The organism is Okeania sp. SIO2B3, from assembly GCF_010672525.1.
In the GTDB taxonomy this organism is placed as follows: Bacteria; Cyanobacteriota; Cyanobacteriia; order Cyanobacteriales; family Microcoleaceae; genus Okeania.
The window spans coordinates 65,271-89,207 of record NZ_JAAHGH010000023.1 but is presented as its reverse complement, the minus strand read 5'-3'; the positions used below and the strand labels follow the sequence as shown (position 1 = coordinate 89,207).

Below are 23,937 nucleotides of genomic sequence, written 5' to 3'. Positions count from 1 at the left end.
TATTGTTGTATTTGTATTTTTTTTTTTTATATTAAAAATATATTTTTTTGTACTATCTAATTTTGTTTTATTTTTTATTTTGTCTATTTTTTTATTATTATTTTTTTGTTGTTTGAAACGGATAATTTGTGGTATTGGTGGATTAGGGGGTGTTGGTGGATTAGGGGGTATTGGTGGATTAGGGGGTGTTGGTGGATTAGGGGGTGTTGGTGGATTAGGGGGTGGTGGAGGATTAATATTTGCACTTGCTGGAAACAGGCTTAAATCATAGTTACTGGTAATACCAGGAGCAGTCTGAAAGACATTGATAAAATATTCGCCGGGGGTTAATAAACCTGACTGAAATGCCTCATTTGATGACCCTAGGTTGTTACCGCGGGCAATTAAGTTACCATTGCTATCTAATACATCTACATCAAGATTGCCAGTAATATTTTGCAAGGCAACTCCTGAAGTTATGGGTTGCTCAACTGTAACGCGATAGTAATCTACTGTATCAAAATCATTAATTGTAGCCGAGCGAGTTATGGGTATTCCGGGAAATATACTACCTAAAGGAGTGGCTGTGTTTATACTATTGTTACTATTATCAGTAAAACCAGGAGGATTTACTGGTGGATTGATGGGAGGGTTTACTGGCGGGTTGATGGGAGGATTTACTGGTGGGTTGATGGGGGGGTTTACTGGCGGGTTATTGGAACTAATAGAGACTAAATCAAGTTGATAATTTGTACCTCCTAGAGAAAAATCATTAAGTGGTTGAAACACTAATACTTGATAGTTACCAGGACTGAGAGGAATGGTAAAATTCTCTGGGGTAGAAAGTGGTTGACTTCCTGCTCCACCAGGAATAGGATTTCCATTACTATCATTTACTATGATATCAGCACTGGTGATAATATCGAACAAGTTAACTTCTAATAATTGAGGTTCATTGATAGTAATATCATAAGAATCAAAGCTATCTGTTGCTCCTACAGTGCCGAATAATGAAATGGTAAATCCTGGTACAAGATTAATTTGATTAGAATCAATTTGAAGTGCTAAAATTTCTGCCATCATTGATTTTTTTTTGCATTATGTTGATGAATTCTCAAGCTTTTTAGGCATTTGCAAAGTCTTTTCAACTTAAGAAACTACTATTATTATAAGACTTATTTATGGTTAAAAAGGTTTCAATGGGGAGATGGGGAGATGGGGAGATGGGGAGATGGGGAGATGGGGAGATGGGGAGATGGGGAGATGGTGGGGGATGGCAACCCACCCCTGACCCCTCCCAGGAGGGGAAGGGTGGGGAGATGGTAATCAAACATAGCATTACTATTGATAAATGCTATTAAAACTCAGGCAACGTCAGATTTTTCCTTCTTCCTTCTTCCTTCTTCCTTCTTCCTGTTACAGCATTTTTTCCACTACTTCTGTTGCTAAACCAAAGGATAAAGTCATACCTGCTCCACTCAAAGCATTAATAATTGTGACTCCCGTTTCTGGTTGAGCGATAAATTCAGTCTTGCCTGGAAGTTTGGCATAAATTCCATGCCAAGTTTCGGCAATTTCTAACGTGGGAACCTGAGCAAATTTTTTCAAGTAATCTAATATATATTGATTGATTTGTATTCGGTCGAAAGGTTCTGGGTTCAAACCGTATTCATGGGAATCACCAATAATTAACTCACCTGCTGCATTTTGTGACATCATCACATGAATTCCCCACTCAGGAAAATGGGGGGTTTCTGTTTCAATTCTGGTTTTGAGTGCTGCTAAAGATGCGCAGTGTGCAAAGGAAGTGTAATGAGTCAAGGTTAACCCGCCACATAATGCTACACCAGCACGCCAGTTTTCAGGTTGAGGTACTGTTCGCATCATCTGTAATTTGACTTTCGTCATTCCACTGTTGGCAAAAGTATCAGGATATAAGGTTTCAAAGTCAGTTCCACTACAAACAAAAATACGATCTGCTTGCCATTTTTCTCCACCCGCTATCAGATAAGGATGGGAAATTTCTGTGACGACTGTGCCGAATTTGAACTCAACATTGTATTCTGCTGATAAGAAACCTGGTATTTTTTTGATTGCTTCTCTGGGGTCAACTATTATTTCTGTTGCGCTCCACAATGCTCCTAATAAACCATCAGTAATTACGGCAGGAGTTTTTTCTGCTACTTGCTCGGGTGTGAGCAAAGCTAATGTCTCTTGCTCTTGTTGAGTTGTTGTTTCTATGAATTCCTTGATTACTTGTAGTTCATCTTCTCGGTAGGCAAGATGTAGGGAACCACATCGATCTAAATGAATACCTGCTTTTGCTCCGACTTCTAACCAAATTTCTCTTGATTTGAGAGCGCGATCGCGTAATTTGACCTTTGGTTGTCCAATTGGCCAAATCATACCAAAGTTACGAATAGATGCTCCCACTGCATAAGGGTTTCTTTCAAAGACTACTACTTTGAGACCGCGTTTAGCAACTGCTAAAGCGTGAGCTAAACCAACGATACCTGCACCGACAACGATAACATCTGCTTGATGAGTTTGAGTCATATTTTATTTTCCACTTATTCTAATATAGCGTTTTTCAAGTTACTGAGATAAATTGGACTTAGGCACTGACAATAAATATAGGGCTTTGTGCGTTACGCTAACGCGCTTCACACCCTACTGGGCTGACACACTTTTCAAGGAGAGTAATTGTTAATTATTAATTATTAATTGTTGAACATTTTGTACTTTTAATTCTAAGAGTGAGTTGAGTAATCCATCATTGCGGTATTGTGCTAATTGTTCTTTTGTGTGAGTACCATTTGTCACACCAAAAGTATATAAACAGTTAGCATTAATTCCTGCTTCTAAGTCAGAAGGAGTATCCCCAATTTTTATCACAGTTTGTGAGTCTTTTATTCCTAGTTTATACATTGCTTTTTGAATCATGTAAGGTTTGGGACGACCTTCATTATTATAAATTTCTGTGGGAGTAATAGAGGCTTGAATAATTGATTTGTTGTCTCCAATATAATCGCCATTCAAATTTTTATCCCATCCTAAACGGTGTAAGATAATGTTAGTTACTTCTCGATAAAATCCAGTTGTTAAAGCAATTTTTATATTTTGCGTTCGCAACCAAGTAAAAATTTCTAAACACCCGTTTGTTGGTTCCACAAGCTGAGTTTTATAGTGATTTTCCAGAATTTCTTTGAATTTAGTAAAAGAAGTTTCAACTTTAGTGGAATAATCAGGATGTTCTTGACCTATTTGTGCTTGCCAAAGTGTTTCAAACACTATTTTTTTTGACCATCCCATCATTGAATTTACCCGTTCTGCTTTTGCATCAAGTCCTGTAGTTGCAGCAGCTTCTAAAAAACAATTTTGGACTTCATTTTGATCTTTGACAGTAGTACCTGCCATATCAAAGACTACTAATTTAACTTTTGACATAAAGTAAATTTTTGGGAATTAATATCAAAACTATGGGAACTGGTAGGGAGGTTGCATGCAACATCCCTACAGAGAAAATTAAACATCAGAATAATTAACATTAACTTACCTCAAAGTAGTAAAAAAGTTATTCGATATAAGTTAATTACCTAATAACTGAAGTTCTAATGAAGTATAGCATTATTTTTGGTGATTGGTATAATATTAAAAAGGTTAGGATAGATAAAAAGCTTAAAACTCAGACACGCCAATTTTTTCCTTCTTCCTTCTTTATTCTTGGTTCTTTCTTCTGCCTTAAAACTCAGACAACGCAAGATTTTTCCTTCTTCCTTCTTTTTTATTCCTTCTTGCTTCTGTTATAACTACTAATTCAAAGCTACAATATTTAAGGTTCAATTTTCTGTCCAATGTATCAAAGGTCTAACAAAATTACTAATTATGACGAATCTACCAGAGTTTTTTAACCAACGTTATCAAGTTCAACAAGAACTAGGTTGTAATCCAAATGGGGGTCGCATTACTTATTTGTCAACTGATACTACGACAAAAACACCTGTTGTAACTAAACAATATCAATTTGCCAATTGGGCAGAATATGATAGTTATCATCGAGAAATTGAACTACTGCAACAACTAAATCATTCTAGTATTCCGCGTTATCTAGATTCATTTGAAACAGAAAATGGCTTTTGCTTAGTACAAGAGTACAAAAATGCTCCCTCCCTTGCCCAAACACAGCATTGGACAGTAGCAGAAATTAAACAAATTGCTCAAGCAGTATTAGAAGTTTTAGTTTACCTACAACAGCAAATACCACCAATTATTCATCGGGATATTAAACCAGAAAATATCTTAGTTGAACGCAACGTTACTCAACTAAAAGTTTACCTAGTAGATTTTGGATTTGCTCGCAGTGGGGATGGTAATGTAGCGGTTAGTAGTGCAGTCAAAGGCACTTTAGGGTTTATGCCACCAGAACAATTGTTCAATAGAGAACTCACAAAAGCATCAGATTTGTACAGTTTAGGTGCAACTTTAATCTGTTTATTAACTAATACAAAATCCAGAGAAATAGGCAAACTAATTGATGATAGCTATCGAATTAATTTTAAAAAATTGGTGCCAAAACTAGAACCAGCATTTGTTAATTGGCTAGAAAAAATGCTGGAGCCAAATTTAACATATCGCTTCCCCAATGCTGAGATTGCTCTCCAAATGCTGAAAGATATTGAAAATGCAGGAGATATGAAAACTGAAGCAATGCAATTTGGCAGGAAAAAAACTACAAAAATATTTACTGGGGTAGCAACAATTAGTTTGTGTTTGCTCGCATTTGCTAGCACCATAGCAGCACTAACAACCTGGGGTGAAAATAAATGGTTAAATTCTCGGATAGAGCAAGAAATATCTCGTTCTAATGCAAGAAAGCAGCATTTGCAGCAAGTTTTATTGCAAACAGGTCAGTGTCCTCGGTGTGAGTTAAACAATGTTAATTTAGCTTATGCAAACTTGAAAGATGTCAACCTCAAAGATGCTAGTCTAGAAGGTGCCGATCTCAATAATACTAACCTTGAAGACGCCGATCTATGGAAAGCAAGTTTGGGAGGTATTAACCTTTCATCTGCTAACTTATCAAATGCTGACTTAAGAGGTGCTAAACTCAAATACGCAAATTTACAGTCTGCCAACCTCTGGAGTGCTAATCTCGGATATGCTAATCTGTGGAATGTGAACTTGACTCAAGCAAATCTTCGAGATACTAATTTGTGGGGAGCTAACCTTGGTTATGCCAAGCTAGAAAACGCTAACCTGAAAAATGCTAATCTTTTGGGAGCAAATTTATTTAGTGCTGAGTTAGAGAATGCCGATCTCGAAAATGCAAATTTGAAGAATGCCAAGTTAGATGGTGTTAACCTCAAGGGTGCTAAGTTAAAACAGGCTAATCTTAAAGATGCTGTACTCGCAGGATATAAAGGTCATGGTTATCGCAGTGTGAATTTAGAAAATGCCGATCTCGAAAGTGCTAATCTCGAAGGTAGTAATCTGGAAAATGCTAATCTACTGGGTGCTTATTTGAAGAATGCTAATCTTAGGGAAGCTTCTCTGGAAGGTGCAGACTTACGGGGTGCTAATCTTACGAATGCTAATCTCAGCAAAGCTTATTTACGAGGTGCTAATCTTCGTGGGGTCAACCTTAGCGGTGCTAAACTGGATACTGCAAATATTCGAGATACTGACCTCAAAGGTGCAATCATGCCGGATGGTAGTATTCATCCTTAAAAGGAGTCAGAAGTCAGTCCTCAGGAGTCAGGAGGGAAGAAATTTATAAATATTTGGTAATGGTGAAGATGGAGAATATTTTTATACCGAATAAAACAGATTTGATATGACTCCTGAGGACTCCATCGTTTATTTATAAATATTCAACCGGACATCATATTACTCACTTCTACAACTTTCAATAAATTTAATCAAATGTTTGTGAAATACTTCCGTTTCTTTCATATAACAAGCATGACCAGCATCAGTTAAAATAACTTTTTGAGAATTTGGCATTAGTTTTACTAACAGATCTGCTTGTGCTAAAGGTACGATACGATCGTTACTTCCCCAAATAGCTAATGTGGGTAATTTAATACCTTCTAATTGATTCTGAAAACGTTGAATTCCGACGGTTGCAACTGCTACAAAACCTGCTAATTTATCTCTATGATTAATGACAAAAGGTAAGCTATAACTTCCACTCATAGAAGGAGATACTAAAACTGGAAAATTTAATTTTAAAATATTTAATAATTCTAGTAAAAAACTTAAGCTAGAAACTGATGTTCTTTTAGAACGACCATACCCGGGAATATCTACAGCAACTGCTCGATAACCTGTCATAGCTAAAAGTTCAAGAGTCCCAATTTCTTGCCATGTCTGAGCGCTAAAACTTGCCCCATGTAACAAAAGTACACTAACTGAATTTGTTGGGCCTGTTTCAAGATAATGAATCCGAGCGTTTTCCAGATTTATATATTGAGAATTAATATTGGTATTCATAGTTTGATTGATGATAATTTCATTATCTTACAGTAGTTTGTAACTTGATTAGGTACAAAGTTGTATCTGGAGTTTGAGGGAACGAAGATTAAGATGAAGATTTACTATATTAATTGGTATCAATACTTTCAAAAATTCATAATTAACAATTAATAATTACCTCCCCTGAAAATAAGAGGATTAGCGAAAATTATTTTTATTTATTCTGTGAATAATACCAATTCCCAAAAATAATTCTATACTTCATTAAAACTTCAGTTATTAAGTAATAATAATGGTTCAGGAATGTTTGTCACGATTATCGGTATTAAATCAAAATATCTTATACCAATTCCCATGCATTATTGCTATACTTGGGCAATACTTCAATTGTCAACTGATAGGTACAAGAAAAATCACTTTGCATGCTAATTTCAGCTTGTGTTAATGTTAATTATTCTTATGTTTACTTCCCCTCCACGGTCGGGGGAGGGGCTAGGGGTGGGTCTACTCCCCTACTCCCCCACTCCCCTATTTCCCCTCCACGGTCGGGGGAGGGGCGAGGGGTGAGTCCCCTGCTCAACAAAGTGTAGAAAAGTTTTTGAGAAATGGTATTATTTCTTTGAACCCTACTGCCTACTGCCTACTCCCTACTCCCTACTCTCAAGGAGATGTAGCAATAATGGGTGAGATTTGATATAAGAGACTTTAAATCTTAATTATTCGGTCAAAATATGACAAATTTCTGTGGATAATTTCTGATAATTATCATCAGTAAAAACAGGAACTGAGTTAGTAGTACTAATTGGTTGAGTTAACTCTATCCAGGAACGACAACCTCCATATTCGCGACGATAAAAAATCTCATAGTTCTGGGAAAGTTTATAAGTTCTTAAAAGTAAAATATAAAGTGGTTGTTGAGGTTTCCATTTTAGGCGATCACTGACAAATTTTTCATTCCAAATATGATAGACAAACAACTTATTTAAGATAGATTCATCACTCACTGGCAAAATATGAGTAATCTCAGCAAAACTACTAATTTTAATTTTCTCAGGATGCCAACCTGAATCTACAACTTGCACCTGAGTTACATATTCTGGCTTAAGTAAATCTGGCTGTTGATGTTCAAAGGTTGGATAGAGTAAAACCTGTTTATACGCAACCGTAAAATTACCCTTCTTTTCCCGAATACCACCCTTTCTTAACAACATAATTGTGTTACCTTTTTCTAAAGCATTAATAGCAATATTCCACTCCTTAAGAGCAGCAATAATAGTTTCCATAGTATCTATTTCTAGTAATTGATAGTGATATACAATCTAGTTAATTATTGATTATAAAACTAACTGTCCTATTTGTTCTTTGCTCCTAGAATTATGTCAGATAGAGACTTTGCAGAAACACTCTATCAGTCCAAATCAACCTTTCTTCTTTAATAAAAGATTAGACTTCTTAACCAAGTTGACTTGGCGATCGTAACGACGAAAAAACAAGAGACTTGTTCCAGAAGTTAACTAGTTGTCAGCTAACAAATTGGATTTCTCTCCGTTTCAGCGTAAATCTAAGCTGAATTGCTGCTTGCAGAGCATTCCGGACTGAAACGCTTTTTAAAATTAAATCTTTTTTCCTTCCTTCCTTTTTCTGATACTCCTTATTTTTTCCGATCAGTGATGGTGTTCGGTGAAAACTACGGCAAAGTCCAATAAATATGAAGAATAACTTTTTTTGTATAACTTGAATAAATTAACCGGAAATTGCGAAAAATATTAGAAGAATGATCAGAGGATATTTCTCAATTATCTAGGCGATCTACCGCAAAAAATCTTTTTCCTGATTTTAAAGTGGGGTGAGGAGACAAGAATTAAAGAATAGGAATGTATCTACAAGTTTTATACACCACTTTAAAAAATATGCTCTAAATATTCAGTAAGTAAATTTAAAACTCCAGATATATTTAGGGAATTTATAAACTGCCAAAAAGACTTATAGAGTAAGTATTGTTCTTATGAAAAAGCATCTGCACAAAAAGGATAGATATAACTAATCACCTTGACCAAAAAACTCATATTGCAACTTATGAATACTGAAGCTAAATGTTAATTGTATTTGATATTCTGCGCTTCAAGATATTCTCAACGAATCAAGTTGATTGTAGGCTGAATTCTTGAGAATAGAGTGAATAAGCTTGTGTAATATATAATTATAATTAATGATGAAAGTTTGAGTTTTTATCATGCAATACTCTTGGCACAAATTATTTTTTGCCACAATATGAAGTGCGGAATGTAACCTGTATAAATACCGAAACAAAATCAGATGATTAAACCTCTACTTGACTAACCTAATATGTCAATAAAATAGGTCAGATCAACAAAGAGAAGCAAATAGTATTTGCTTGAAATTAATTTTCAACTTGTAGGTACTCAAACAAAACTAGGGCATCAAACATCTACTCTACAAACATCATACATTAGGCTTAATCAATAACGAAGAATACATATAAATACATTTTTCTTATTTTATTTAAAGCACAGAGTTTTGATGTCTAAATTATTGCGTGAATATACTGTGATGAATGTCATATTCGATATTTGTTGCCTAATTTATAGTTGAATCAATATGACTGTTTAAATCCACAAAATCAATATTAGTTAATTAAAATCAATAAAAAATATGTCAGAAATTACTCCTAATCCAATTATTCCAGATTTCGGCGACGAGGAACCTATTATTAATCAACCACCAAGCGATCCTGTTGAAATTGGTGATAATGTAACAGCTATAATTGACTCTCCTAACAATAACAACGAATCGTTGTTTGGTGGAAATGATAGGGATTTGATCCTAGGTCTTGATAGAGATGATTTGATTGAAGGTGGAGATGGCCAAGACACTATATTTGCTGGAAAAGATAGCGATACTGTCTATGCAGGAGGAGATGATGATTGGGTTAGTGGAGATCAAGGAGATGATGAACTTCACGGTAACCGACAGTCTGATACTATATTTGGCGGAGAAGGTAGTGATACGGCCTACGGAGGAAAAGATAATGATTGGGTAGATGGTGGAGAGGGCAATGATGAACTTCATGGTAACCGAGGGTCTGATACGGTTAGAGGTGGTGAGGGAAATGATACTGTATATGGAGGTAGAGATAATGACTTGCTCAGAGGTGAGGAAGGAGACGATCTAGTTTTTGGCGATCGGGGATTTGATAATGTCAGAGGTGGTACCGGAAATGATAGTCTCTATGGTGGTAGAGATGATGATTTAGTTGCTGGAGAAGAAGGAAACGATCTAGTTTCGGGAAACCGCGGTAACGATACTGTGCTTGGTGGAGCAGGTGATGATATGGTTTACGGAGGTAAAGGAGACGATCTCATTGAGGGTGGTGCAGGTAACGACCTCCTAGAAGGTGGTCAAGGAGCAGATATTTTCCATTTTGAGTTTTTTGAGTCAGAGACATTTATTCCAGATGGAACTGAGATATTTGGTTTCGATACTCTCAACAATTTTGTTCCTGGAGACTCTGGAGTAGACACTCTCACTGACTTTGCTCCAGGGGAAGACAAGATACAGCTTGATGCTGATAGCTTCGATCAGTTAGTTGGACCTGGTGGTACTTTCAACCCTGATGAATTTACTACTCTTGATCAATTCGATCAAAATCCAGATGCTAATCTAGTCTACGACTCAGACCAAGGCTTTATGTACTATATCGACGCAGACAATAATGCTATAAAATTCCTGGAATTAGATAGTAATCTAGATATTACTGGCGATGATTTTGAAACTATTTAATTATTATTATGTCCGGTTGAATAGTAATAGAATATCATGTCCGGTAGCATCGGAGCGTGTAAAACCTGAGCGATACAGCTGACACCACGCTCCGCGAACGCGACTCTTCAAGCACTTGATAGATTATCAGTAGGCAACCAACGAAAACAAGTGAGACCTTGAATGAGCAATTGCCTCCGGCACGTTTCACGAACGCTGTTTCATTAATTTGATACATCGCTCAAAAACTATATCTTCCATCTGGGATAAATTTTCAAAGGTTTGATTACAAACAGGTTCCGTTCTACCGGGACTTACCCAAACTTACCCAAAGCATGATGGCATGAGCTTTGGATCTAGCTTCCTGTTTTCCTACGGACTGCTGCGCAAACACTGAAGACCACTGACCGCAGTCTGCAACTTATCTTCGAGAGCAGGCTTAAAACCGGCGGGAACTCTACTTACTGACTTACATAGTTTTCTAGGTTAACAGCAGCATTAAAGTCTCTGTCTGCTGAGAAACCGCAGTTGCTACATTAGACTTCTCCAGAAAAGAGGGAGTAGGGAGTAGGGTTCAACAATGAATAATGAATAATGAATAATGAATAATTACCTCTCCTTGAAAGAAGAGGATTGACAAAGAGATGAAAATTTTTCTTTATTATCCCCTTAAAAGGGGAGGCGCATACCCACAATTTTTTCGGTAAAGGTTTTAAACCAATTTACATTCTGTTAAATAATTGAGTTTATTTATACCGACTTACTTAGTTTCCTTTCAGAATTTTAATACTTCCTTCTAAATAGAAACTATCTTTTTTCCCTTTTTTCTTAAAGGCCGGAAATCCACGTTTAGGAATAGTTAAAAAGTTTTTAAATGCCCTCTCTAAATCTCTTAAGGCTTGCTGGGGAGAACACTTTGATACTTCATAATACCATGAATTTTCACTTTTAACTTCAGCAATTAAACGTTTATGCAAATCTATCGCAGTAGGACGTTTTTTTTGTTGATTAGTACTCAGAAATACAAGTTGCTAGTTGTTCGGTTGGGGTTGCTGATTTCTGATGCTCAGGTCGGAGGATTCGTAATCTATATTTTATTGAGCGTAAATATTCCCATCCTCTGGGCTGTTTGCGAAGCATTCCGTAGGAATCAACTCGATGGTCTATTAATTCTGTTAACCAATCCCCTACCTGACGCCCATTCCATAATCCTCCATCTGGTGCTTTCTCTTGGATGGCCATTTTTAGTTGGCCTTGCCGTTCATCTGAGAGGAGTCCTTTTGGCCCTGGATATTGATGGCGACGATCTACCAATTCTTCTTTACCCTGCTGAAATAATGTTACGAATAATAAGCACCATAAAAAGACTTTCAGATAAAGTATATTTCACGAAAAAGGTGACTTAAAACATCAAAAATGGTATTAAATATATCTATTATGCCTTCTGACTTCTAAATTATAAATTCTAATAAATATCCTAGCTATTTGTAGCAAACATTTATCAATTTGGTATTAGGGGTGGGTTCCATACTCCCCTACTCCCCCGATCCCTAATATATTAACAATATCTTAATAATCTCTTCACAATAGCTTAACAATATCTTCATAATATCTTTATATTAATATTCAACCGTACATGATACTATTTTTACGAGTGAAGCTTAAAAGCCCACTCCACATACTGACACTGCGAGTCCCGCAGCCAAAATATTTGCCGAAGCGTTTATGTCGCGGTCATGGTTACTACTAAGTGTTAAGTATATTTTCTGACATATACCGAACAAAATTAAGATGATGAAACATCTACGTTATATGTTGATTTAAACATGAGAAATAAATAGTATTTATTTGAAATTAATTTTCAATTCGTAGATACTGAAACAAAACAGAGAAATCAACCATCTACTCTGCAAAAGTCATAAGTTAGGCTTAATAAATTTTGATGTCTAAATTGATGTCTAAATTCTTGTGCGAATATACTGTGATGAATTTCATATTCGATATTTTTTGCCTAATTTATAGCGGAATAAATGTTACTGTTTCAATCCAAAAAATAAACCTTAGTTAATTAAAATAAATCAAAAATTACTATGTCAGAAATTGTTGCTCCTAGTCCAATAATTCCAGATTTCGGCGACGAAGAACCTATTATTAATCAACCACCAAGCGATCCTGCTGATGATGTAACATTTATAACTAATAACAATAGCAACGGATCGCTGTCTGGTACAAATGGCAGGGATTCGATTGAAGGTCTTGGTGGAAATGATTCGATTAAAGGTAAAAGAGGCGAAGACACTTTACTTGGCGGAGAAGATGACGATACTGCATCTGGAGGAAGAGATGATGATTGGGTAGATGGTGGAGATGGCAATGATGAACTTCGTGGTGGCCGAGGGTCTGATACTATATTTGGCGGAGAAGATGACGATACCGCCGATGGAGGAAGAGATGATGATTGGGTAGATGGTGAAGATGGCAATGATGAACTTCGTGGTGACCGAGGGTCTGATACGCTTAGAGGTGGAGAAGGTGATGATACTTTGTTTGGTGGTAGAGATAATGACTTGCTCAGAGGTGAGGAAGGAGACGATATAGTTTCTGGCGGTCGGGGATTTGATAATGTCAGAGGTGGTGCTGGAAATGATACTGTATCTGGTGGTAGAGGTGATGATTTCGTTGTTGGAGAAGAAGGAAACGATCTAGTTTCAGGAGACCGTGGTAATGATACTGTGCTTGGTGGGGCAGGTGATGATACGGTTGACGGAGGTAGAGGAGACGATCTAATTGTCGGTGGTGGAGGTAACGACCTGCTAGAAGGGGGTCGAGGAGCAGATATTTTCCGTTTTGAGTTTTTCGAGTCAGAGACATTTATTGCAGATGGAACTGATATGTCTGGTCTGGATACTCTCAACAATTTTGTTCCTGGAGATTCTGGAGTAGATACTCTCACTGACTTTGCTCCAGGAGAAGACAAGATACAGCTTGGTGCTGGTAGCTTCGACGAGTTAATTGGGTCTGGTGGTACTTTCAACCCTGATGAATTTACTACTCTTGATGAATTTGCTCAAAATCCAGATGCGAATCTAGTCTACGACTCAGACCAAGGCTTTATGTACTATATTAACGAAAACAATGATGCTATAAAATTCCTGGAATTAGATAGTAATCTAGATATTACTGGCGATGATTTTGAAATTATCTAATTATGTGATGTCTGGTTGAATAGTTGAGTCAAGAGTTAGGATTTAGGAGTCAGGAGTTAATCATACAATTTCTCAAAAACTTCTGACTTCTGGCTTCTGACTTATGAATTATGACTAATAGGATAAACTCAAAGTTCAAAACTCATCACAATGCACTACTATCAACAAAACATAAGCAATGAATCCTCAAAAGTATTGAAGTTAGCTGAAGAAAAAGCTTCAAGGGGATTGTTATATCAAAAGCAGGAAAAACTAGAAACTGCCATATCGTTATACCAAGAAGCATTAACTTTAGTACCACATCTCCACTACGTTCAGTATAACTTGGGAATAGCTTTTCAGAATCAGGGAAATCTATCCGCAGCTTATGTTCATTATCAACAAGCGATCGCTCATAATCCACAGCATATTCAAGCTTACTATAATATTGGTACTGTTTTACAACAACAGGGTTTACTAGAACGAGCAATTTCTAGTTATCAAAAAGTTATTAATTTATCCCAAGGTAAGGCGGAAAATATTTTAATTCAAGTTCAAGCTTATAGTAACTGGGGTAGTATTTTAATCAAGGAAGGTAGAGCTTCAGAAGCAATTGAAATATTTCAACAAGCTATTAATTTAAAACCAGATGATGCTTCTCTCTACAATAATCAAGGTCAAGCATTTTTAGCATTTGGGAAAGTAGAAAAAGCTATTATTAATTATCGTCAAGCACTGGCACTTAACCCTCAATTAATAGTAGCTCGTTATAACCTCGGAAAAGTTTATCAACAAAAAGGTTTACACTCAGAAGCTATTGTTTATTTTCAGGAAATAATCAAGGAGTCTCCAGAAAATCTTTCTGCTCATAGTGACTGTGCTTTTTCTTTCTTGGAGTTAGGAAAGTTGGCAGCAGCAATACCTCACTTACAAAAGGTGATTAATAATAATTCCTTTGTGGAAAGTTATTGTGAAAAAGCAGATTTGTTAACAGGATTAGACGAATTAGAAAAAGCAAAAATAGCTTGTGCTAAGTTCCTAGAAGAAGTAAGAAGGAAGAAGGAAGAAGGAAGAAGTCAGGAGTTGATGGGGACTCAAACCTCAAGCAATTATCAATACTCTGAAGAAGTAAGAAGGAAGAAGGAAGAAGGAAGAAGTAAGAAGGAAGAAGTCAAAAGTCAAAAGGAAGAAGGAAGAAGTCAGGAGTGGATGGGGACTCAAACCTCAAGCAATTATCAATACTCTGAAGAAGTAAGAACGAAGAAGGAAGAAGGAAGAAGTAAGAAGGAAGAAGTCAAAAGTCAAAAGGAAGAAGGAAGAAGTCAGGAGTGGATGGGGACTCAAACCTCAAGCAATTATCAATACTCTGTAGATGGCGAGATATTAAACTTAAAAGAAATAGATAAATTATATTTAGCAGAAGTTAGAAAAAATTTAATCTTAACTTACTCAAGCTTGGGAAATGTATTATTTGAATATGGCGAATATTCACAAGCAGAACATTATTATCAAAAAGCATTGAAATTTCAACCATTAAATGTTGATTTGCATCTCAAATTAGGCAATAGTTTAGCTAAACAAAAACGCTTCAATACGGCTATTATTGTTTACCATTTTGGGTTGGCAGTTGAACCAGATAATTCTGCCATTTCTCAAGCACTAGAAAAAGTTTTAGCAAAACGCAATAACTTTGAAGAAGGAAGAAGGAAGAAGGAAGAGGGAAGAAGGAAGAAGGAAGAAGGAGAAAGGAAAAAGTCGATGGGGACTCAAATCCTAACCAATTGTCAACATCCTGTAGATGACAGGGTATTAAACCTAAAAGAAGAAGAAGGAAGAAGGAAGAAATCAGAAGTTAAAAGTCAAAAGTCAAAAGGAATAAGTCAGAAGTGGATGGGGACTCAAATTTCAAATAATCAAGTTAAATGTCAAGGGTTAAACTGCCAACCTTGCCTCAAACGAATATTTAAAAAACTTCAACCGATCAATTTAGGAAATAGTATTCATAGTCTTTCTAGGGAAAAAATACAAAAAATAAATATTGATTTTCCAGAAACACCAAAATTTGTCACAGAAGTAATAAATGGCAGAGCATGGATAGTTCCTCAGAAAAATAATTGGATGATTTGTAATGCCATTGCCATTATTAATCAAGATAATCAATTATTAGCTGAAGTCTCCCGTGAATACCCAGGAGAGTTGCCGGGATGCGATAAATACGATATTAATAATCATCGGTTTTTTACTACGGAAGAATTACCACCTTTAGAGCAAATAAACGGTACAGTAGCAGTTTTATCTGGGTTGTCAGGAAATGTTTATTTTCATTGGATGGTAGATATATTGCCCCGGATTGAAATTTTGCGACGTAATGGCATAAATTTTGAGCAAATAGATTGGTTTTTAATTAATAGTACTAAACAACCATTTCAACAAGAGACTCTCCGGATTTTAGGAATTCCAGAAGATAAAATTATAGAAAGCGATCGCCATCCCTATATCCAAGCTAAAAAATTAATAGTTCCATCCTTTTCAGGCCATTTAGCTTGGGCAGAAAGATGGGTCTTAGAATTTCACCGTCAAGTATTTTTAAACCGATCAATCTCTACTGTATTTAAAGATGGGTTTAAACAGAAGGAAAATAAAAATAATCAAGTTATTTCCTATCCTGAAAGGATTTATATTAGTCGGAATAAAGCTAAATATAGAAGAGTTATTAATGAAGAAAAATTAATCGATCTATTAAGTCAATACGGCTTTATAACCATCGAATTAGAAACTCTTTCTGTTGTAGAGCAAGTAGCTTTATTTGCCAATGCAAAAGTAATAGTTTCTCCTCATGGTAGTGGGTTAACAAATATTATGTTTTGCCGTCCCGACACTACCGTAGTAGAGTTAGTTTCTCCTAACTATATTAAACATTATTACTGGGCGATCGCTCAACAATTAGGATTAAAGTGTTACTATTTAGTAGGAGAAGAATTTTCCTATTACCCAATCCGCCAAATTATGTACCCTAATTCTCTTACTGAAGATATTATTATTAACTTGAGTAAGTTAGAAAAAATTCTCTCTCAAGCAAGTATAATCAAAGTAAATTCCGATCCGAAAGTAAAATTTCTGAGGGAAGAAGAAACTTATCAGGAGAAAATTCTTCTAGAGAGGAAACTCTCTAATTCCGAAGTAGATGTATTTACTTTTTCCCAAAATACAGGGAAAGAGTATAATGTAAACCAAACTGTAGCAAGTAATCAAATGACACTTAAAGTTAATCCCACAGAAACAGCCACACACTTCCATGAAAAAGCTCTATCCTATTTAGATAAAAACAAATTAGATGAAGCTAAAGCAGCTTGCGAACAAGTTCTAAAAAATCAACCTGATTTTGCTCCAGCCTACAAAACAATGGGCATTATTGTGCAAAAAGAAGGTCAAACAGAAGCAGCTTTTGAGTGGTATTCACGGGCTATTAAGATTCAACCAAATTTTGCTGAAGCCTATGTTAATATAGGCACTTTATATGCTCGTAAACAGCAGTGGCAAGAAGCAATTGAATATTATCAAAAAGCTATTACTATTAAACCAGATTTAGTTCCAGCCTACCGCAACATAGCTAAGGCATATCAGAAAGTTGGAAAAGTAGTAGAAGCTGCAAATTTTAAATATCAAGCCTACTGTCTAGACTCCACAAATATCAAAGAACAAGAATATATAAACTTAGGCGATACTCTGTTAAAACATCAGAAATTAACAGAAGCTATATCTTGTTATCTTAGCGCCACAAAATTAAATCCTAATTCAGTAGTAGCTTATCAAAATATCGCAAAAGCATTATCCCAAACAGGTAATTTTGAACCCAGACTTCAGGGTACAAATAATTCCTTTCCTTTAAAACCAGAAATAGATTTTAAGATCAAACAGACAACAGAAACTACTGCTGAAAACTTATTATTTCCTATTGAAGTAAATTTAACCAATACTGAGAAAAATGAGCAACAAACAGTATCGTTCAAAGATGCAAGTAGCGAATTAGAAAAAATAGAAGAAACATTACCAGAAATAGATAGACCGCAAATAGAAAACAGCATTGTTAAAATTCAAACTTCAAAAATGAAATTTCAAAAATTAAGCTTTAAAAATCAAAATTCAAAAGAAAGAAGTCAGAAGTGGATTGCGACTAAAACCCCAACCAATTTTCAACACCTTAAATCAGCAGTTGTACTACCCGATGTTTACATTCAAAAGGCCATAGCATATAACCAAAAAGGATTATATGAACAAGCGATCGCTGAATGTCAACAAGCTATAGCAGTACAACCAAATATGGCCATGGCATATAAAATATTGGGCAATGCTCAACAAAAAATAGGCAGTGCTAGTCAACTCCAGGAAGCCAAACAAAATTATCTCAAAGCTATATCTCTCGATAGTCAAGATGCTTCAATTCACGTCAACCTGGGTAGTTTGTATGCACAAGAACAATTATGGGCAAAAGCAATACCCTGTTACCAGCAAGCGATCGCCATCAAACCAGACTTTGTTGGAGCATACCGCAACTTAGCCAAAGCATGGACTCAAGTAAGTAGACAAGTAGAAGCAGCAGACTGTTGGTATGAAGCATACACTCTCGACCAGGTAAACATCACTCCCGACCAACATTTAAGCCTCGGTAATACCCTCTGTCGTCAAGGTCAGTTAACTAAAGCCATATCCTGTTATCAAAGGGCGATAAAATTAAACCCAAATTATGTTGCTGCTTATCAAAATTTAGCTACAACTTTCAAGCGTCAAGGCAAGTTAGATCAAGCGGCTATTTATGCTGAAAAAGCTCAGAAAATTAGTAATATTTCAGTTAAAAAACAGGTAGAAACAAACGGCAAAAAACCTCAATATATTAATCCTGAAGATGTTTTGCAGTCATATCCAAATTTAAATAAAAAGGATAAGTTGCCACAAATTAATCAAGCAGATTTAATTAAACAAGCCGAAGCAGATTTTGTAAATAGTAAATTCTATAGCGCAATATCTACTTGTGAGGAGGCAATTTCCATAAAACCCCATGCAGTAGCTTATCAAATAATGGGCAAAGCTTGGGTAGAAGTAAATAAACCAGACTCAGCGATCGCCGCTTATCAAAAAGCAATTGAAATCAAGCCAGACTTTGGCGAAATTTATGCCAGTTTAGGAGAATTATACGCTCAACATCAACGACAGAAAGAAGCGATCGTTGCCTACAAAAAAGCTATCAAATTTGCACCAGACTTAAAAGATAGTTACCGAGGTTTAGTTGAAATATTGCTAGACCAAGGAAAAGTTGATGAAGCTGAAGAATTATCTTACAATGCACTTATCCAACATCCGAGTTGGGCAACTGCCCAAGAGTTTTGTACTTTAGGTAGGGCTTTAATAGCAGAGAATAAAACACACAAAGGCATAGCTTGTTTTGATCAAGCAATTGAATTAGACCCTAAATTATTAGAAGCTCATTATAGTTTAGGCAAAGCTTTAGCAGAAAAAGGAGAATGGTTAGAGGCCATCAATTGTTATCAGCAAGTCATTCAATTAGAACAAAATGAAACTGAAGAAAATTATTCTGAAAGTAATATAAATATAGGAGAAGTTTACCATCTTTTAGGAGATGCCTTACAAGAAACAGGTAAACTTGATGAGTCTATAGAAGCTTATCAACAGGCAATTGAATTAACAGGAAATTAACCAGATTAAGGATTATTGTTTGTAGCTTGCCATGTCATATCAAATCCGGTAGTATCGGTACAATTCACACCCTGTAGGGGTTTGGTAACCAAACCCCTACAAACCCTGAGCCAAGCCCAGAAATTTATTTCTTGGCTGCATAGGATAATTCATCAGATAGCTAATTTATTATGGTTAAAATTTGAATAATATTCCAGGAAGAATTATGGAAACTCCCACCATTTATTTACCGCCAAGATTAGAATTAAAAATCGACTTAACAGACGAACAATTTTGGCAACTTTGTCAAGAAAATGACGACCTCAGATTTGAAAGGAGTGCCACAGGAGAACTAATTATTATGTCACCTACCGGAGGAAATACAGGGAAACGCAATGTAAAAATAACTACCCAATTAGATATCTGGAATTCTCAAAATAATCTAGGAGAAGTGTTTGACTCAAATACAGGTTTTACCCTACCAAGTGGTTCGCAACGTACCCCTGATGCTTCTTGGGTAAGTAGAGAAAAATGGGATGCTTTAACATTAGAAGAACAAGATAGGTTTGTACCATTATGCCCAGATTTTGTAGTAGAACTAATGTCTCCTAGCGATACCTTAGAAAAAACTAAAGCTAAGATGAGAGAGTATATAGAAAATGGGGCAAAATTAGGGTGGTTAATTAATCGAAAAAAACTACAATTAGAGATTTATTGACCAGAGCAAAATGTAGAAATATTAGAAAGTCCTCAAACAATATCAGGAGAAAATATTTTACCAGGATTTATTCTAGATTTAACATTGATTTGGTAGTATAAGTTAAGTGAGCATAAATAAACGCAATATGAAGCAAGCAAAGAGTTTTTCCCAATTAGGAAAAGTTTTAGCGAAAAAGGGACAATGGGAGGAAGCGATCGCTGCTTATCGCGAGGCAATTGCATTAGCTCCTAACTGGGAAGAGCTAAAACAGTATTTGGCAGATGCAGAAAATCAGCTTCAGCAGAAAATAGCTAATGGCCAACAGAAGCAAGAGGCTGATGGGAAGTTAACAACAGTGGGGCAGTCGGGGAAAGTATTAGCTGTACAGGAGAAGTCAGATTTAGAAAAAGTTGCTGTTGATGAGACAATTAAAGTAGATAAAAATTTGGCAGATGATTACCATTTGCAAGGTGATGCTTTGGTAGAAAAGGGAGAGAAGGAAGAGGCAATAAAGGTTTATAGAAAAGCAGTTGAAATTCAACCAGAATTATGGGAAGTACATCATAAATTAGGGAATTTATTACAGGAAATAGGAGAGCAAAAAGAAGCAGTTACTGCTTATAATGAATCGATACAATTAAACCCTAATTTTTGTTGGTCTTATAATAATTTGGGGGATGTTTTAGTTAGGTTAGAGAAGTGGGAAGAGGCGATCGCATCCTATCAGAAAGCAATTGAGTTAGATCCTAATTTTGCTTGGTCACATTATAATTTGGCAGAAACATTAATCAAAACAGGTAATTTTTATGAAGCGGCCGCTGCCTACAAAAGCGCCATAAAATTACAGCCAGATTTACCAAAAAGTTATGAAAAATTAGGAGATACTCTGCAACAACAAATGCAACTTTATGCAGCAGAAGCAGTTAACTCATACCGCCAGGCAATACAGCAGCATCCAGATAATATAGAACTTTATCATAAAGCATTAGAAATTCAACCTAACGATGCAGAATTATATTTGCAACTCTGTCAGGCATTAGTAAAACAAAATGAATTAGACGAAGCAATTATTTTTTATCAAATGGGATTACAAGCTCAGTCAGCTAACCCAGATATATCTGCACAATTTGACTTGATGGAGTTAGGAAATTCCTGTGTTAAAAAAGGTGAATTAAAAGCAGCTATTTTCTTTTATCAAGAAGCAATTAATTACCATCCAGATAATGACTTAATTTATTGGCAATTACAAAATGCAATAGCTATGGAAAATCGGGAATTTGCCTATCCCGTAGAAATGGCAGAATATCTACGTCTTGTACAGCCACAACCACTAACTCTAAACACCAGCGACAAACCAATTATTTCTATAATTATCCCTGTTTATAATCAAATTTTACATACCTACAATTGTTTAAGATCCTTAGTGGCAACCTTAGATGATTCTCTACCATTTGAGGTAATTGTTATGGATGACCATTCCAAGGATAATACCCAAGAAGTGCTAAGTCAAATATCTGGAATTAAATCAGTTTTTAATGAACAAAATTTAGGTTTTATTGGGTCTTGTAACAAAGGTGCAGGAATAGCAACAGGTGAGTATTTAGTATTTCTAAATAATGATACTGTGGTTATGCCTAACTGTTTCCAGGAAATGTTAGAGACCTTCAGAAAAATACCAAAAACAGGATTAGTTGGAGCTAAATTTTTATATCCCAATGGAAAACTTCAAGAAGCAGGTGGAATTCTTTGGCAAGACGGCTCTGCTTGGAATTATGGTAGATTAGACCATCCTAATAAACCCGAATATTGTTATTTACGGGAAATAGATTATTGTTCGGGTGCTGGAATTATGATTCCCACCCAATTATGGAAACAGATAGGAGGTTTTGATGTTCGTTATAAACCTGCTTATTATGAAGATACTGACCTAGCATTTGAGGTTAGAAAAGCTGGATACAAAACCTTTTACCAACCATTAGCAAAAATTGTTCATTTTGAAGGAATATCTTCAGGCACAGATGTCACCAAAGGAGTCAAAAAATATCAGGTTGTTAATCATCAAAAATTCATGCAAAAATGGCAGGATGTTTTAAAGCTTCATCGCCCCAATGCAATGGAACCTCGTTTAGAGCGAGAAAGACCTGTAAAAAAGCGACTATTAATGATAGATGCTCGTATGTTAATGCCCGATCGAGATTCAGGTTCAGTTACAGCTTTTAACTTAATTAAAATCTTTCAATCTCTTAATTACAAAATAACCTTTGCACCTGATAACTTATTATATGTTGAAAAGTATACAGAAGATTTACAAAGGTTAGGAGTTGAGTGTTTATATTGTTCTTATATAACTTCGATTCAATCCTATTTAGAAGCTTATGGCAGTGAATATGATGTCGTCTACTTAGCTAGATTAGAATTCACTGAAAAGCATATAGATAATGTGAGAAAATTTGCACCTCAAGCAAAAATAATATATGATACGGTTGATTTACACTATCTTAGAGAAGAAAGAGAAGCCAAGCTAAAAAATAGTTTTGAACTAGCAGAAAAAGCAACCCAGACTAAGGAGCGAGAATTAGCATTAATGACAAAAGCAGACTGTACATTAGTTGTTAGTATGATGGAAAAACAAATGTTGGAAGAGGAAAATCCTCATTTGAAAAATATAGAATTTTTCAATATGCCCAGGGATATATATGGTGCAAGTAAAGGATTTGAAGAAAGAAAAAATATCTTATTTATTGGCGGATTTCAACACCCACCAAATGTAGATGCAGTTCTTTATTTTGTACGGGATGTATTTCCTTTAATTAAGCAAAAAGTTAATGATATAAAATTTTTTGTTATCGGCAGCAATGCCCCAGAAGAAATTGTGAATTTATCATCTGATGATGTAATTATTACAGGCCATATACCGGATATTTCAGAATATTTTAATAGCTGTAAAATTTCGGTAGCTCCCTTAAGATATGGTGCCGGAATTAAAGGTAAGATTTTGACTAGCTTTAGTTATGGTTTGCCCGTAGTAGCAACTTCTATTGCAGCAGAAGGAATGGGAATTAAAGATGGTTATGATGTCTTAATCGGTCATACATCAGAAAGTTTTGCTCAAAAGGTAGCTAGTTTGTATTTAGACAATAAATTGTGGTCAAAAATTTCTCAAAATTCACTAGATACTATATCTAGTAAATATTCAATGGAAGCTGTAACTAATAAATTTGATGAATTGTTAAGAAATCTAAATTTTTCCTTGACAGAGGTAAACCATGAGTAAAATTTACTAAGTAAAAAAGTGCCATCAAATTAACAAATATTTTAGAGATAATAATCTAGAGAATATATTTCCAGGAAAAATCAATAATTAATTAGAAAGGAATTAGCAGATGCAAGATAACAAAACCAAATTTCCTATCAATGGTTCGGTCAAACAAATTAGTGAATTGACTGGTTTATTTGATGATATGTGGGTGGGGAAAAAACTAAGCTTTACTATTAAAAATGAACATCCTATCCAAGAAGTTGAATTACAGGGATATATTTCCGATCAATTTCCTGAAGGTAACACATTTATATTGAAAGTAGATAAAGAAAGTAAGCAAATTACTAGCTCTCCTGGCCAAGTATTTAACTGCTCAATACCCGTAGCCCAATCAGCATATCAGAAGACGAAAATTGAAGTGGTAAGTGAAAAAATATTTAATTCTAAACAGCAAGGTGTAGGTGATGATGAAAGGGATTTAGGTTTTATTTTGATTCACTTTAATATTAAACGTGGTAAAACAGCAGCAGAATATTTAAAAGAAGGGAAAAAATTAGAGAAAGACGGTGATTTAGAAGCAGCTAGTACCATTTACCAACAAGCTATTGCCTTAAATCCTAAATTCTCCTGGTCTTATAATAAATTAGGAGAAGCTTTGGTAAAACAAGGAAAATATGAAGAGGCGGTAGCTAATTATCACCAAGCAGTTGAACTGAACCCTAATTCACCTTTATTTCTATGTAATTTAGCAGAAGCTTTGACAAAAAAGGGTGATAGAGACCAGGCTATACTCTATCTTGAAAAAATGTTGAAAATTGACCCAGATTTTCCCCAACAAAAAAAAATAGTATCTCAAGTCCATAGTTAAA

General features: G+C 35.5%; 14 protein-coding genes and 2 pseudogenes. 8 read left to right on the top strand and 8 right to left on the bottom strand.

Features of this window, described 5'->3' with window-relative positions; all coding sequences use genetic code 11:
- On the bottom strand, window positions 1-1,062 hold a 1,062-nt coding region (locus F6K15_RS18020), incomplete at its 3' end, for a hypothetical protein (RefSeq protein WP_293062955.1).
- A gap of 98 nt (window positions 1,063-1,160) precedes the next feature.
- On the opposite strand from F6K15_RS18020, the gene F6K15_RS18015 reads away from it, so the two are divergent.
- Window positions 1,161-1,340: a hypothetical protein gene (locus tag F6K15_RS18015; protein WP_293062954.1), complete on the top strand. Its 180-nt coding sequence runs from the start codon at window positions 1,161-1,163 to the stop codon at window positions 1,338-1,340.
- 55 nt (window positions 1,341-1,395) lie between these two features.
- Here the strand turns inward: F6K15_RS18015 and F6K15_RS18010 are convergent, their stop codons facing one another.
- Both F6K15_RS18010 and F6K15_RS18005 read right to left on the bottom strand, forming a co-directional pair.
- Window positions 1,396-2,535 carry a TIGR03364 family FAD-dependent oxidoreductase gene (locus F6K15_RS18010; RefSeq protein WP_293062952.1) on the bottom strand — a complete coding sequence of 380 codons (1,140 nt, stop codon included), beginning with the start codon at window positions 2,533-2,535 and terminating at the stop codon, window positions 1,396-1,398.
- Window positions 2,536-2,685: 150 nt separating this feature from the next.
- On the bottom strand, window positions 2,686-3,426 hold the full coding sequence (locus F6K15_RS18005) for an HAD hydrolase-like protein (RefSeq protein WP_293062950.1): 741 nt from the start codon (window positions 3,424-3,426) through the stop codon (window positions 2,686-2,688).
- 438 nt (window positions 3,427-3,864) lie between these two features.
- Here F6K15_RS18005 and F6K15_RS18000 point away from each other — a divergent pair, with 438 nt between their 5' ends.
- Window positions 3,865-5,706, top strand: a complete 1,842-nt coding sequence (locus F6K15_RS18000) for a serine/threonine-protein kinase (protein WP_293062948.1) — start codon at window positions 3,865-3,867, stop codon at window positions 5,704-5,706.
- Window positions 5,707-5,865: 159 nt separating this feature from the next.
- On the opposite strand, the gene F6K15_RS17995 is transcribed toward F6K15_RS18000, so the two are convergent.
- Both F6K15_RS17995 and F6K15_RS17990 read right to left on the bottom strand, forming a co-directional pair.
- Window positions 5,866-6,471, bottom strand: a complete 606-nt coding sequence (locus F6K15_RS17995) for an alpha/beta fold hydrolase (RefSeq protein WP_293062946.1) — start codon at window positions 6,469-6,471, stop codon at window positions 5,866-5,868.
- 698 nt (window positions 6,472-7,169) lie between these two features.
- On the bottom strand, window positions 7,170-7,736 hold the full coding sequence (locus F6K15_RS17990) for a DUF1802 family protein (RefSeq protein WP_293062944.1): 567 nt from the start codon (window positions 7,734-7,736) through the stop codon (window positions 7,170-7,172).
- A gap of 1,390 nt (window positions 7,737-9,126) precedes the next feature.
- Here F6K15_RS17990 and F6K15_RS17985 point away from each other — a divergent pair.
- Complete coding sequence (locus F6K15_RS17985) at window positions 9,127-10,254, top strand: calcium-binding protein (RefSeq protein ID WP_293062942.1); 1,128 nt, start codon at window positions 9,127-9,129, stop codon at window positions 10,252-10,254.
- 440 nt (window positions 10,255-10,694) lie between these two features.
- Here F6K15_RS17985 and F6K15_RS38445 read toward each other — a convergent pair.
- The 3 genes and pseudogenes from F6K15_RS38445 to F6K15_RS17975 all read right to left on the bottom strand — a co-directional run.
- Window positions 10,695-10,769, bottom strand: a pseudogene (locus F6K15_RS38445) (zinc ribbon domain-containing protein); the annotation flags it as partial.
- Window positions 10,770-10,997: 228 nt separating this feature from the next.
- Window positions 10,998-11,210 (bottom strand): hypothetical protein, encoded by a 213-nt coding sequence (locus F6K15_RS17980; protein WP_293062941.1) that lies wholly within the window; start codon window positions 11,208-11,210, stop codon window positions 10,998-11,000.
- 31 nt (window positions 11,211-11,241) lie between these two features.
- Window positions 11,242-11,547, bottom strand: coding sequence for a hypothetical protein (locus F6K15_RS17975; protein ID WP_293062940.1), 306 nt, complete (start codon window positions 11,545-11,547; stop codon window positions 11,242-11,244).
- Between the two features lie 776 nt (window positions 11,548-12,323).
- On the opposite strand from F6K15_RS17975, the gene F6K15_RS17970 reads away from it, so the two are divergent.
- The 5 genes and pseudogenes from F6K15_RS17970 to F6K15_RS17950 all read left to right on the top strand — a co-directional run bounded on the left by F6K15_RS17970 (window position 12,324) and on the right by F6K15_RS17950 (window position 23,936).
- Window positions 12,324-13,439 (top strand): calcium-binding protein, encoded by a 1,116-nt coding sequence (locus F6K15_RS17970; RefSeq protein WP_293062939.1) that lies wholly within the window; start codon window positions 12,324-12,326, stop codon window positions 13,437-13,439.
- 150 nt (window positions 13,440-13,589) lie between these two features.
- On the top strand, window positions 13,590-19,130 hold the full coding sequence (locus F6K15_RS17965; protein ID WP_293062938.1) for a tetratricopeptide repeat protein: 5,541 nt from the start codon (window positions 13,590-13,592) through the stop codon (window positions 19,128-19,130).
- A gap of 205 nt (window positions 19,131-19,335) precedes the next feature.
- A pseudogene (locus F6K15_RS17960) lies at window positions 19,336-19,923 on the top strand (Uma2 family endonuclease).
- A gap of 31 nt (window positions 19,924-19,954) precedes the next feature.
- Window positions 19,955-23,083, top strand: a complete 3,129-nt coding sequence (locus tag F6K15_RS17955; RefSeq protein ID WP_293062937.1) for a tetratricopeptide repeat protein — start codon at window positions 19,955-19,957, stop codon at window positions 23,081-23,083.
- 109 nt (window positions 23,084-23,192) lie between these two features.
- Window positions 23,193-23,936, top strand: coding sequence for a M48 family metallopeptidase (locus F6K15_RS17950; RefSeq protein WP_293062936.1), 744 nt, complete (start codon window positions 23,193-23,195; stop codon window positions 23,934-23,936).
- Window position 23,937 lies beyond the last annotated feature (1 nt).

Coding starts and splice junctions, on each gene's coding strand:
- F6K15_RS18005 (WP_293062950.1), bottom strand. CDS start 3,426: ATGTCAAAAGTTAAATTAGTAGTCTTTGATATGGCAGGTACTACTGTC.
- F6K15_RS18000 (WP_293062948.1), top strand. CDS start 3,865: ATGACGAATCTACCAGAGTTTTTTAACCAACGTTATCAAGTTCAACAA.
- F6K15_RS17970 (WP_293062939.1), top strand. CDS start 12,324: ATGTCAGAAATTGTTGCTCCTAGTCCAATAATTCCAGATTTCGGCGAC.
- F6K15_RS17995 (WP_293062946.1), bottom strand. CDS start 6,471: ATGAATACCAATATTAATTCTCAATATATAAATCTGGAAAACGCTCGG.
- F6K15_RS17990 (WP_293062944.1), bottom strand. CDS start 7,736: ATGGAAACTATTATTGCTGCTCTTAAGGAGTGGAATATTGCTATTAAT.
- F6K15_RS18015 (WP_293062954.1), top strand. CDS start 1,161: ATGGTTAAAAAGGTTTCAATGGGGAGATGGGGAGATGGGGAGATGGGG.
- F6K15_RS18010 (WP_293062952.1), bottom strand. CDS start 2,535: ATGACTCAAACTCATCAAGCAGATGTTATCGTTGTCGGTGCAGGTATC.
- F6K15_RS17965 (WP_293062938.1), top strand. CDS start 13,590: ATGCACTACTATCAACAAAACATAAGCAATGAATCCTCAAAAGTATTG.
- F6K15_RS17985 (WP_293062942.1), top strand. CDS start 9,127: ATGTCAGAAATTACTCCTAATCCAATTATTCCAGATTTCGGCGACGAG.
- F6K15_RS17955 (WP_293062937.1), top strand. CDS start 19,955: ATGAAGCAAGCAAAGAGTTTTTCCCAATTAGGAAAAGTTTTAGCGAAA.
- F6K15_RS17950 (WP_293062936.1), top strand. CDS start 23,193: ATGCAAGATAACAAAACCAAATTTCCTATCAATGGTTCGGTCAAACAA.